Annotated in this window: 7 protein-coding genes; 1 reads left to right on the forward strand and 6 read right to left on the reverse strand. The window is 61.3% G+C overall.

Going from position 1 to position 13,193, the window contains the following annotated elements:
* Positions 1-1,537: 1,537 nt before the first annotated feature.
* Together DW645_RS01110 and DW645_RS09870 are read right to left on the reverse strand one after the other, a co-directional pair.
* Positions 1,538-2,272 (reverse strand): 3'-5' exonuclease, encoded by a 735-nt coding sequence (locus DW645_RS01110; protein WP_118225869.1) that lies wholly within the window; start codon positions 2,270-2,272, stop codon positions 1,538-1,540.
* Positions 2,273-2,748: 476 nt separating this feature from the next.
* Positions 2,749-3,216 carry an ATP-binding protein gene (locus DW645_RS09870; RefSeq protein ID WP_147356617.1) on the reverse strand — a complete coding sequence of 156 codons (468 nt, stop codon included), beginning with the start codon at positions 3,214-3,216 and terminating at the stop codon, positions 2,749-2,751.
* Between the two features lie 614 nt (positions 3,217-3,830).
* On the opposite strand from DW645_RS09870, the gene DW645_RS01115 reads away from it, so the two are divergent.
* Entirely contained in the window at positions 3,831-4,829 is a 999-nt protein-coding gene (locus DW645_RS01115) for a hypothetical protein (protein WP_118225870.1), read from the forward strand.
* A gap of 414 nt (positions 4,830-5,243) precedes the next feature.
* Here DW645_RS01115 and xdh read toward each other — a convergent pair whose 3' ends face one another.
* The 4 genes from xdh to ssnA all read right to left on the reverse strand — a co-directional run bounded on the left by xdh (position 5,244) and on the right by ssnA (position 13,029).
* Positions 5,244-8,021 (reverse strand): selenium-dependent xanthine dehydrogenase, encoded by a 2,778-nt coding sequence (gene xdh, locus DW645_RS01120; protein WP_118225871.1) that lies wholly within the window; start codon positions 8,019-8,021, stop codon positions 5,244-5,246.
* A gap of 12 nt (positions 8,022-8,033) precedes the next feature.
* A complete protein-coding gene (locus DW645_RS01125) occupies positions 8,034-8,513 on the reverse strand; it encodes a 4Fe-4S binding protein (protein ID WP_117773418.1) in 480 nt (159 codons plus the stop codon).
* Positions 8,514-8,524: 11 nt separating this feature from the next.
* Entirely contained in the window at positions 8,525-11,524 is a 3,000-nt protein-coding gene (gene ygfK, locus DW645_RS01130; protein WP_117773420.1) for a putative selenate reductase subunit YgfK, read from the reverse strand.
* Positions 11,525-11,673: 149 nt separating this feature from the next.
* Positions 11,674-13,029, reverse strand: a complete 1,356-nt coding sequence (gene ssnA, locus DW645_RS01135; RefSeq protein WP_117773422.1) for a putative aminohydrolase SsnA — start codon at positions 13,027-13,029, stop codon at positions 11,674-11,676.
* Positions 13,030-13,193 lie beyond the last annotated feature (164 nt).

Genomic DNA, 13,193 nt, shown 5'->3' on the forward strand with positions numbered 1-13,193 from the left:
ACTTCTGGGCGAAAACAACCTTGTTCCCCTCGCATTCGATACCCGCCCTGACCGCCGCCGTCGCCAGATTCGCCAAAACAAACGAAGTGCTCGAAACCGTGACCATGCGAGTGAGGGCCTTGCTGTTGTAGGGCATGAAATGCGAAGCCTTGAGCTTGCGCAAGCCGGAAACCTTGCTCACTTCGCAACGTTCTAGCTCGGCCTTGAGCCTTGAAAGCATGTAGAGACAACGAACGATAACCTCGTTGGCCACGACTGCTGGCACCTGGCTTAAAGCCTGATCGAGAAGACCGACTTCCGTCCGAAGGTCGAAGCGAATGGGCTTGCCGTCCTCGGTTTTGAACGCCGTTCCGTTAAACAGCTTTGAGATCCATTGCTGAATGCGAATATCCTCGCCCTTATAGGCAATCTGCATGTCTTGAAAAACAGGCAGGGAGGAGAGCTCCTTTAGCAGGGACAGCACGACGCCGGGAATGCCCGTCCCCTTACCGGGGTTTGAACTAGACCCCGCCATGTCGCTCACGAGATGCATTGCCCAGAACAGAGTGCCAAACGCGATCTTCTCTGGAACGTTCCTGCCTACAAGAGGGCAGTCGGGATCGAAGGCGGCGGCAGGCAGGTCAAAGGCGACAAACCGGCCGGCCGTATCGGTACCATAGCCTTTGCACGTGAATTGCGAGAGGATCGAACACGCAAGGCCAACCAAGCTCGGGTGGTGCGAGAAATCCCGCAGATGATGTTGGAGCCCGCCGCCAAACTCGGCAGTCAGCTTGTCCGCGGCAAGAGGAAACTCTTTCTCTAGAAAGCGAATAGCGTCTTCTAGAGTTGCATCCGCCTTTGTCATACCCGCAGACCTGGCAATCGTAAGAACGAATTTACCAACCTTCTCGTCGCCCCACTCTTTGGCACCCTCTAGGTTGAAGTCTTTCTGCCAAAGAATATTCAACGCGCCCGTGAGGAGCCCGCTAACGGCCGCAAGTTCATAGTCGAGCTTCATAGCTTTTTCAGCCCGAGGGTCAAAATCAAAGAGGATCTCCTCCCCATCGGGAGCGTCCTTAAAACCAACCAGCACGGCGCTACCGTTCAGCGGCACAGATGTAACTTTGGGCAGTTGAGGCATGGCGTAAACTATCTCGCCGCCACTAAAAACAAGTTCGTCTGCCATACCGGCTTCCTCCTGCAAATGCGTAAAATTAGATTGCTCTACGCTGCCAAATCCCTCTCGTAGAAGTACTCAATAATCTCGATGATGCAGTTGCTAAGAACCTCGTCGGGACAGTTCGCCTCTGGCAGCCTGTATGCCTCATTGTGCACGATAACGCGCGCAGCGTCACGGGTCTATGCCTGCCCATCCAGCGAATCATGTTAGCAAGCCGTTCTCCGATAGTAGAAGTCATCTCGATGTCCACGCTCTTGACCTGCTTGGTCTCAGCGGGTGTCGGCGTGTCCTTGAGTAGGATCCCAAACACAGCCATCTGCTGCTGATCCTAGAATCCTTCGCGCAACCATTCCTTCTGTTTGTCCCCAAATGAGCCACCTACCTCCCCTCCGCCTTCAGCTTTAGCAGCAGGTCGCCCAGTTCGGGGCACTTGCTGGAGAGGCGCGTCTGGGCTCGCTCGCCCATCCCCCATCGCTGGCGGACCTCCTGGGCGCATGGACTCACGTGATAGTCCCCATCCATCACCTGCTTGAGCAATTTGGCGGTCACGCGCGCATCGGCGAGGGCGCTGTGGGCGTGGCCTGTCGACTCGTCGAACTCGATGCCAAACCACGTCGCTGCGTCACTCAAAGAGACGCACCCGTGGCTGCTCATGTCCATGATCGAGGTGTAAAACGCCTGCAGGTCGGCCCAGTCCGTAGGAAATGCGGAAAGATCGACGTGCTTTGCTTGGCACTCGATCAAAAGCTGTCGACGATCCGCCCCGCTCCAACAGACCACCTGGGCGGAGTAGCGCCCGATCAAATCGCTGAGCCTTTTGATCACCATGTAGAGCGGATCGGCCATCGCGGTGCCCACGGCCGATATCCCTGTGAGCTCGCGGACGGGGAACGCAACGCCTTCGGTAAATTCCGTCTGTACAAACTGCGAGAACTCGCCCATAACGTTGCCGTGGTAATCGAGCTTGACGGCGCCGGCCTCGATAATCTCATTGCACAGTCCACGGCGCTGACGCTGCTTTGGCACCGGCGCAAACTCAAAGTCCAGCACGATCTGGCGCGCAAAGTTCGTCGTATCGATAGCCGAGACACCCGGCATCTTTTCAGCTGACACGGTTAGGGCCTTTCTCCGCCAACTGCCGCTTGCTACATAAACGGCTACATTGCCGTAAGGATAGGCGCCCGCGCGGACATGAAAGCGGGACGCAATGCTATGCGCCAGGCGTACGCCATGCAGACGACCCCAAGAGAGTCGCCCGCTCTATTCAAATGCATGAAAAATTTAGGCCCGGTGACTTGAATCAGCGGTCATCCCGGGCCCATCAGAGCTCACAGAGCTCTTGCTTGCTTTGATCTCGCTTTTCACAGCGTTTGTCGGGCTTTCCGAGGCACTCAAGCGGCGTTCGAAGCATAACAAGTCGCTACAATTAAGGCTTTGACCCCTTGACCAAGCAACGGCGCTGCCCAGCTTTCCACCACTTGGGCTGCCGTCGACCTTATTCTAGCCACGGACGTTGGGTTTAACAAATGGATTTTCGGTAACGAGGCCTCGGCAACCGCCGCTGCGCCCTCACATCTCGGCAAACGAGATCAGCTTGACGTCTCCCCTACTCTCCGCGGCATCCCGACATCCCTGCGTAAAGCCACGTTTTGAGAAGAGTGCATAGCTTTTTCGCTGCCGTCTAAAGAGTTCGCTTCGGTGCACGGGCTTTTGCAGCACGTCTTCGCCCACGGGCTCATTGCGCCATTTGCACTCCGCAAACAGCGCAGCGCCCTCGTCATCGTCTTTACGTTGCTCGCGGGGATTCCCGTAGAGCTCGTAATCTCCGAGATCTTCGAGCGCCCCTGAGCAATTGCTTGCACGGTCGCATCATATTGCTCGGGATTGCGACACTCTTGCAACAGCAGGTTGCTCGGCTCCTCAAAGAGATAGCCCGTAGGAGTAAGAAAAAGACGTTTGATGTTGTCCTTGAGCGGTGCGACAGAATCGGATTTCTCGATATATGCGGGAATGCCGCCCATCATGCCATGGCAAACCGCAGCGTCTTCGCGACTCATGTCCCGCCAAAGGCCAAGGGTTGTCGGAGGGTCGAACGTTATAGCTACCTATAATATAGCCAGCTATAACGTCATTCGACGACCGGCGCAGACGCCCGCGCGGACACGAAATGCGCTGCGGTGCCATTGGGGATTATGGGATGCGCTTTCCGCTCGAGGCCTCAACCGGAAACGGCATCCCGTTCTGAACGTCGAATCCGGGACGCAGTTTCCGTTTGGGGACCGTTCCGGAAAATGTATCCCGTTCTGGAGCCAAATACTGGGTCGTAGTTTCCGCCAAGCATGCCATCCGGAAAGCGCGTCCCGTTCTGAGCCTGAATTCTGGGATGAACTTTCCACTGAAGCATCTACTGGAAAATGCATCCCGTTCCGAGGCTTAATTCTGGGATGCACTTTCCGCGGAGAGACTACCGTTTTTCGAAAAAGTACACGTCCCGAAACTTACCAAGACTTCATATCCAGCCACCGTTCACGGTCGCCGATTACCGCCCACCGATTCAAACAAGAAATATGTCGCCAAAAGCAGGTCATCTACCTGCATGGTTAGATTTTGGTCAGCTGAGCGGCAAGTTCCAGCTGATACGTTTTTGCTACCAAAAAGGAGGCGGTAGCTCATGACCCATTGCAATGACCAGCTCATCGACCAACTGCTCACTCAAGCCGAACAAGAGGGGCGCTGTCTGATTCCCCCGAGCACCGCGATCCGAAAAGCGCTCCTTCGGCGCACCGGCGGCACGGTTGTCTCGCCCATGCCGGGGTTGTTTGCGCGAAAAACGCGCTGGGATGAACTCAACCGAGCGCAACGCCATTGCGAGATTATCCGCGCCCTTGCGATCATCCATCCCGATTGGACGTTCTGCTCGTTTTCGGCAGCTTGCCTGCTGGGGCTCGAGGTCTCGTGGCGACACCTGAACGTCGTGCATGTTTGCAGCTCGACAAAGCCGTCGGCTCGTCCGGGCGCACATATTCAGCGACACCAGATTGAGCCGGCCGGAGCAATACGCAGAGCCGGCGTATCGGTAACGCCGCCCATCCAAACGGCCACAGATTGCCTGCTGCAAACTGGTTTTGCCGACGGCATGCCCATTGCCGATTCGGCGATCTCAAAGCTCGGCCTTGCGCCGGAACAGCTGATGGAGGCCGTTGAGCAACGAGCGACTGCCCGCAATGGTCACGCGATTCGCACCGCCCTCACAACGCTTCGATATGCCGACGCCCGCGCCGAGAGCGGCGGGGAATCGGTCGCCCGAGCCGTCATGATCGAGACGGGCTTTGCGCCCGACTGGCTTCAATACGAGCTGACGGACCCCTTCGATTCGGCCAAGCCCATACGAACGGACTTTGCCTGGGAGCGCCAGGCGCGGGAACTCACGCTGGGCGAGCTCGACGGGCTCATCAAATATACCGACCAGACCATGCTGGCCGGACGCACCACCGCCGAGGCGCTCGTTGCCGAACGACAGCGCGAGGCGCACCTATCGCTCTACGGCCATCCGCTCATCCGCTTTACCATGATCGAAGTCCGTTCGGCAGGCATGCTCGCGAAAAAGCTGCAGACGGCAGGCATCCGCCAGACCGCTCTGCCAGCATGGCTTAACGACGTGGAGCTGTAGGGGCCGCTGAACGGCGACTCGCTGCGTCGCATCTTGCCAATCTGGGACATGCTTTCCCAGCAGCCACGCTGGCGGAAAGCGCGTCCCAGTCTGGACGCTCAAAACGGGATGCACTTTCCGGATGGTAGGCCTAACGGAAAGCGTGTCCCAGAATGAACGCTCAAACTGGGATGCAGTTTCCAAGTGAACGACAACCGGAAAGTGTGTCCCATTCCAGGCGCGGATTCCGGGATGCACTTTCCGTTTGAAGCTCCAACCGGAAAGCGCATCCCGTTCTGAGCGCCAATTCCGGGATGCTGCCTCCACTCCAAACAAAAGGCCCCGGCTCGCGATGGAGCTGGGGCCAAAGGCGCAGCATATACAGTTGATGTTGAGCGCGAACAGCCCGTCAGCAATGGGCGTCCGCGTTCTACCCTACCCGCGGTGACGAGCGCGGCTGTACGGCGTATCCACCATGGGCAGATTTGGACGCAGCTTGCCGTCAAACGCGCGGTAGGCATTCTGCACGGCGGGCGCCGTGGGGATCGTTGCGATCTCGCCGATGCCCTTGCCGCCGTATGCCACGGGCAGCAGTTCGTCCTTCTCCACGTAGATGGCGTGGATATCCGGAATCTCGGGCGCACGGAACAGCCCGAGCGTGCCGTACCTTGCCTGGGGTACGCAGTCCTTAAGCGGCCAGTCCTCGGTGAGCGCATAGCCCATACCCATGAGCACGCCGCCTTCAATCTGACCTTGGATCGAGATGGGGTTGACCACCTTGCCGGAATCGTGCGCGGCATAGACCTCGCTCACGCGGCCGTCATCGTCCAGAATGACCACGTGCGTGGCAAAGCCGTAGCAGATGTGGCTCTTGGGATTGGGGACGTCGGCGCCCAGTTTGTCGGTCGGCTCCAGATACACGTAGCCAAACTCGCATCCCTCGAGCGCCTTGATGGCGGCCGTGGGATCCTGAGGATGCATACCCTGGCCGGCGACGAGTTCCTGTGTGCGCAGCTGGTAGGCGCGGCCGTCGTCGTACTCGATCTTGACGCCGTCGCCATGCGCGCTCACGGGAGCATCGGGCGCGGGCTTGCCGGCCTCGATGCCGACCATGGCATCGCGCAGCAGGAAGGCGGCGCCGCGCACGGCCTCGCCGGTCACGACCGTCTGACGCGAGCCAGACGTGGTGCCGGAGTCGGGAGCGTTCTCGGTGGAGCACTCGCCGTTGGCAATGCAGTGAAGCGGCAAACCGCATGCCTCGGCAACGTCCTGCAAAAAGACGGTGTTACAGCCCTGGCCGATGTCGGACGTGGCGGCATAGACCACGGCCACGCCGTTCTCGACGCGAATCTTGCAGCGGCCGGCATCGGGCAGGCCCACGCCCACGCCGGCGTTCTTCATGGCGCAGGCGATACCGGCGTGTCCGGGATGCGCATAGTAGGCATCTTTGACCTCGAGCAGCGTCTCCTTAAGCGCCGTGGAGCAGTCGGCAATCTGGCCGTTGGGCAAAACCTCGCCCGGCTCGATGGCGTTTCTATAACGAATCTCCCACGGGTCCAGACCGACCTTCTCGGCCAGCAGGTCGATCAGGCTCTCGAGCGCAAACTCGGACTGGCACACGCCAAAGCCGCGGTACGCGCCGGCGGGCGGGTTGTTGGTGTAGTAGCCAAAGCCGCGGATGTCGGTGTTCTGGTACTTGTAGGGGCCGACGGCATGCGTGCAGGCGCGCTCGAGCACCGGGCCGCACAGCGACGCGTAGGCGCCGGTGTCAAAGTTGATCTCGCAGTCCAGACCGGTAAAGTTGCCTTCGGCGTCGCAACCCAGCGTAAAGGTGCCGTCCATGGCATGGCGCTTGGGATGGAACGCGAGCGACTCGGCACGCGTGAGCTTGCACTTCACAGGACGCTGGAGCTTATAGGCAGCAAGCGCGGCCAGGTGCTGGACCGAAACGTCCTCCTTACCGCCAAAGCCGCCACCCACGAGCATGGTCTCGACGACCACACGCTCGGGTTCGCTATCCCAGCCAAACATGTGGGCGCACTCTTTGCGCGTATCGTAGGCACCCTGGTCGGTCGACTGCACCTTGACGCCGTTCTTGTACGGGAAGGCGACGGCGCACTCGGGCTCCAAGAAGGCATGCTCGGTAAAGGGCGTGGTAAAGCGCTGCGTCACGGTGAACGCGCTCTCTGCCAGCGCCTTGGCGGCGTCGCCGCGCGTCACGTGACGGCTCTGGCACACGTTGTCCTTGAGCTCCACCGTGTTGCCAAAGGCAAAGAAACTGTCGTGCAGGCGCGGGGCGTCGGCAGCCCTGGCCTCGACAATGTTACGCACGGGCTCCAGCGGCTCGTAATCGATCTTTACGAGCTTCTTGGCCTTCTCGAGCGTCGCCTCGTCCTCGGCAACCACCAGCACAATGGCATCGCCCACGCAGCGGGTGATATCGCCCTGGGCGATCATGACGTCCCAATCCTGGATAAGGTGGCCGACCTGGTTGACCGGCACATCCTCGGCGCGCAGGATGCCCACCACACCGGGCAGGACCTCGGCCTTGGAGGTGTCGATGGAAAGCACACGGGCGCGCGGATACTTGGAGCGCACGGCGCTGGCATAGGTCAGGCCCGGCTGATCGAGCTCGTCGATGTCATCGGGGTACTTGCCCTCGCCGAGCACCTTCTTGCGCACGTCGATACGGAAGGCGCGCTTGCCCACGCCGTAGTCGTCGCCGCGCTCCAGGTCCTCGTCGATCTGCTTTTCGCCGCGGAGCACCGCAGCGGCCAGCGAAATGCCCTCAATAATCTTCTTGTAGCCGGTGCAGCGGCAGACGTTGCCGCGGATGGCGTACTTGATCTGCTCCTCGGTGGGCTCGGGGTCCTCGGCGATCAGCGCCGCGCCTGCCATGACCATACCGGGGATGCAAAAACCGCACTGCACGGCGCCCACGGCGCCAAAGGCGTACACAAAGGCCTCGCGCACGTCCTCGGGCAGGCCCTCGACAGTCACGATGTTGCGGCCGGCGGCAAGGGCGGTGGTCAGCACGCAGGCCTTGACGGCCGCACCGTCCACATGAATGGTGCAGGTGCCGCAAGCACCCTCGGAGCAGCCGTCCTTGGCGGAATGGATGTGCAGGTCGTCGCGCAGGTAGCGCAGCAGCGGTTTGTTTTGGGTCGTCGTGTGCTCGACGCCGTTAACGGTAAAAGTGAATTCCTGTGCCATGGTGATTCCCTTCTACACGCCGGCGGCGATGCCGGTGCGGTCGTGGATGGCGCCATGCGGGCAAACGACGGCGCACATGCCGCACGACAGGCAGTCCGCACCGTCGATGTGGGCACAGTTGTCCTCGATGCGGATAGCGCCGGCAGGGCATTTTTTGGCGCACATGCCGCAACCGATGCAGCTCGTGTCGCAAATCTTGCGGGCGATGGCGCCCTTATCGGTGTTGTTGCAGCGCACCAGGATGTTCTGGTAGCCGGGAACAAAGGCAATCACGCGCTGCGGGCACGCCATGCCGCACAGGCCACAGCCCGTGCACTTGGAGCGGTCCACGCGGGCGATGCCATCAATCAGTGCAATGGCGCCGTGGGGACAGGCCGTGACACAGGCGCCACAGCCAATGCAGCCTTCGCTGCAGCGGGCGTCGCCGCCTGCGGAGGCGCAACCGCTTCCGCAGGCAACGTAGGCCACGTTATGTTGAATGGATTTGGCCATAAGAGACTCGCCTATTTCTTAAGGAGATACGGATAGCTGTCGCGCACGGCCTTGATGGTCAGGCGGACGGCCTCGGGCAGACCGGTGTTGACGGCATCGACCGAGACGGTGCGGACCGTGCCGGCGACGCGGACCTTAAAGTGGTCCTCGTCCACTGCCAGGAAGCCCTCGTTCTCGGAGTTCTCCATGTCCTGATCGCTCCAGAACAGGGTGAGCTTGTCCTTGTAGGGACGACCCTCCTGGTAGGGGCAGAACACGGCGCAGTTGCCGCACTCGTTGCACATGCCGTCGATGTGGACGACCTGATGCTTGGCCAGGCCCGGCACCTTAATTGCCACGTTGGCGCGGTTGGGGCACACATCGCAGCAGACCTCGCACACCGAGCCGCAGCCCAGGCAGCGGGTCTTGGTGCAGTTGCGCTTGTCGCGGCACAGCGATCCCTTGCGCTCGTAGCAGGTGTCCTCGCGGCCGGCCTGCTCGTTGCAGTCGGCGTACTTGTTAAAGTCCACGCCGGCAATGGCACGGGCGACCTCGGCGGCGTCGGCGATAGCCTCGACCACGGTAGCGGGACCGCGGCGGCAGTCACCGGCAGCCCAGACGCCCTCGACGCCGGTGGAGGTGGCGGCAAGGCGGCCGCGACGGTCGTGCTCGACGCCCGCGGCGTCGTACAGGCTGGCATCGATGCCCTCGCCCACGGCGCAGATCACCGTGGTGGCGGAAAGCTCGACGGTCTCGCCCGTGGCGACGGGGCTGCGACGGCCGCTTGCATCCGGCTCGCCAAGTTCCATGACGTCGCAGGTCAGCACGGCGCCGTTGAGCGCCTTGGGCGCCAGCAGCTCGCAGAACTCAACGCCGTCGGCAAGAGCAAGATCGAGCTCTTCCTCGTCGGCGGGCATCTGCTTCTTGGTGCGGCGATACACCAGGCGCACGTTCTTCACGCCAGCAAGGCGCTTGGCCACGCGGGCCGCGTCCATGGCGGTGTTGCCGGCGCCGATGACCACGACGTCCTCGCCCAGCTCGAGCTTCTCGCCCTTCTTGGCGGCCTCGAGGAACTCCAGCACGTCGAGCTCGGCACCCTCGCCCAGGCCCGCAGAGCCGGGCATCCAGGCACCAGTGGCCACGACTACGTCGGTAAAGCCCTGGGCCTTGAGCTCGTCAATGGACTCCACGCGGGCGTTGAGCTGCACCTTGGCGCCAAAGGCCAGACAGAGCTCGGCATCGTGGGAGATATCGTCGCTCGCGATACGGAACTCGGGGATCACGTGACGGACCACGCCGCCGAGAGAGTCGCGGGCCTCGAAGATAGTGACGGGCACGCCGGCGCGCGTCAGGAAGAACGCCGTCGCCAGACCGGCCGGGCCGCCGCCGATAACGGCAACGTTGCGCTCGGCGTCGTTGGCAATGGCCTGGGCGCGCAGCTTGGGCAGCACGGCGGTCATGGCCTCGCGGGCGGCCTTGAGCTTGCTGGCGCGAATCTGGGCGCCCTCGGGCTCGTAGAATGCACGCTCGCAGGCACGGCCGCAGGGATGCGGGCAGATGGTACCGGTAATGAACGGCAGGGCGTTGCGCTCGATGATGATGTTGAGCGCGTCCTCGTAGCGGCCCTCGTCAACAGCCGCCAGATAGGCAGGGATATCCTGCTGGATGGGGCAGCTCGTACGGCACGGCGTGGTAAAGCAGTCGGAAAGCGGGCTCTTGCCAGCGACCTTGCGGTCGGGCAGCGGGCGCAGCGGCTTCTTGTAGAGCGGGTTGGTGAGTGAGTCGGTCTGGATCGCGGTCACGGCCTCGAGAGAGACGCCCGCGAACGGCTTGCCGTCCAGATCGGTAAACTCGCCGGCCATCTGGCTAAAGCGCTCGTAGCCACCGGGCTTGAGCACGTCGGTCGCCAGGGTGACGGGCCAAATGCCGGCGTCATACAGGGCACGGATGTTGTAGACCGTGGCACCACCGGAGTAGCTGATGCGCAGCTTGCCATCGAACTGCTCGGTAATGCGGCGGGCGGCCTCGATGGTCAGTGAGAACAGCGAACGGCCGGACATGTACATCTCGGTGGAAGGCAGCTCGTTCCTCGTCACGTCGACGGGGAACGTGTTGGTCAGCTTGACGCCAAACTCCAGACCGCGCTCGGCGCACAGGGCAATCAGGCGCTCGAACATGGGCACGGCATCGGCCCACTGCAGATCCTCGCGGAAGTGCGTGTCATCAAAGACGATGTAATCAAAGCCCAGCTCGTTGAGGCGCTGGCGGGCAAACTCATAGCCCAACAGCGTGGGGTTACACTTGATGTAGGTGTTAAGGCCCTTCTCGGTGATGAGGTAGGTCGCGATGCGCTCGATCTCGGCAGGCGGGCAGCCGTGCAGGGTAGACTCGGTGATGGAGTTGGAGACGCGCGCCGGGATGGACTCGACAAACGCAGCGTCGACATGCTCAAACTTGTCCAGGTTGGCGAGTGCCCATGCGCGGCACTCGTTCCAGACGTCGGAGCCGCTGGCGTCCTTCATGCCCTCGATGTAGGCGTCGACCTTGGGGCTCTTGATGCCCTCGAGGTCATAGCCCACGGACATGTTGAAGACAAAGCCGTCCGGGCTACCCAGGCCGTACTCGCGAGCGATCAGGTGGCAGGCGAACCATGCCTTCACGTACTCGGCAAAGGCCTGCGGAACCTCGAGCTCGGTCGACCATTCGCAGTTGTAGCACTCGTCCTGCGCCACGATGCAGGGCTTGTTCACACACTTGGAGAGCTCCTCGCCGTCCATAACCTGGACGGTCTTGAGCTCAAAGAAGCGGGAACCAGCCACATAGGATGCCACGATGTTCTGGGCCAGCTGCGTATTGGGACCGGCGGCCGGGCCAAACGGAGTCTCGATGCGCTCGTCAAAAATGGGAAGCGCACCCTCCTGGTTGGTCGTGACCATCTTGCGCACGCCAAAGATGGCGTCCTGGGTCTTATGCTCCTCGATGATCCAGTTCATCAGCTGCGAAAACGGGATCGGCCTCATGATGTCGCTCATAGTGAGCTCCTCTCTGTAACGCCCGGCGAGACCGCGCGGCGGGCGCAAATACGGTGTAGCGCTAGCACAGCGCCGGCGACCCCGCGGAGGCCGCCTATACGCGCGTCGGATGCGGCGAAACATCCGACGCGCGCGAAACTACTTGTGAATTAGTAGGCGCGATCGTTGAGCGTGCTCCAGAGCTTCTTGGACTCAGCCATGGTCCACGCGTTGATCTTGTCCTCATCAATGCCAACGAACTCGCGATCCTTGTACAGGACGCGGCCGTTGATGATGGTGGTGCGGCAGTTTTTGCCCATCATGCCAAAGAGCATGTGGCCGTCGATGTTCTCCTCGCTCAGCGGCGTAAAGGGCTTGTAGTCCATAACGATGACGTCGGCGGCAGCGCCGGCCTCGAGCACACCGAGCTTGCGGTCGAAGTACTTGCTCGCCATCTTGGCGTTGTTCTCGAACAGCATGGTCATGGCCTCGCACCAGCCCACGTTGGGCATGGCGGCGTTGTGGCGCTGAATGATCAGGAAGACCTTGAGGCTCTCGAGCATATCGTGAGTGTAGGCGTCGGTGCCCATGCACACGGGGATGCCGCGGCGGAAGAACTCGAGCACGGGGGCGCAGCCCACGGCGTTGCCCATATTGGATTCGGGGTTGTTGACGAGCCAGGTACCGGACTCCTTGACGATATCCATCTCGGCAGGCGTCACGTGGATGCAGTGGCCGAGCATGGTGTCGGGACCCAGCAGGTTGTGCTGCAGCAGGCGCTCGACGGGGCTGATGCCACCGCGGTTGAGGCGGGAGTCCCACACGTCATTCATGCCCTCGCACACATGGATGTGGAAGCCGGTCAGACCGTTGTTGGCCTCGGCCATCTTGTCCATGGTCTCGTCCGAAAGCGTAAAGGTGGCGTGACCGCCAAACATGGCGGCGATCATGTGGTTGTCGTTATCGCGACGCTCCTTGGCGGCCCACTGGGCAAACTCGGCGTTCTCGGCAATGGCCTGGTCGCATTTTTCCTGACCGCGGCGGTCGGAGACCTCGTAGCACAGGCACGAACGCATGCCCAGCTCCTGAGCTGCATCCTTAATGGTAAAGAGGCTGCCTGGGATCTCGCAGAAGCTCGCGTGGTGATCGAAGATCGTTGTGACGCCATCGCGGATGGAGTCAAGAATCGTGGCATAGGCGCTGGCCTTGGTGCCGTCGAGCGTCAGGTTGTCATCGATCTTCCACCACTGCTGCTCAAGATTCTCCAGGAAGTTGGTGGGGTTGCAGCCCTTAATGGCAAGGCCGCGGGCCAGACCCGAGTAGATGTGGGTGTGGCAGTTGATGAGTCCGGGCATGATGAGGTTGCCCTGCGCGTCGACGTACTCGGCATCCGGGTACTTGGCCTTGAGCTCGCGCTCGGGGCCTACTTCGACGATCGTATCTCCGTCAATGGCGACCGCACCGTTGGGAATGAACGGGGTCTGAGAATTGCGGGTAAAGACAGAACCGTTAGCGACCAGAAGCATGAATGCTCCCTTCAACATCAGAGGCGGGGTTTGACACCTCTGACATAGCGGAAGTGCGAAGCGCCGGCCTACACCGGAAACGGGCCCTCTCCCGTCAACGCTTCACCAAAGGGGCAAGCCCTTTGAAGTGCGGCCTATCGCCGCATGGCGTCGGCGGACGAGGC

This window comes from Collinsella sp. AM23-17 (assembly GCF_003470945.1).
In the GTDB taxonomy this organism is placed as follows: domain Bacteria; phylum Actinomycetota; class Coriobacteriia; order Coriobacteriales; family Coriobacteriaceae; genus Collinsella; species Collinsella aerofaciens_O.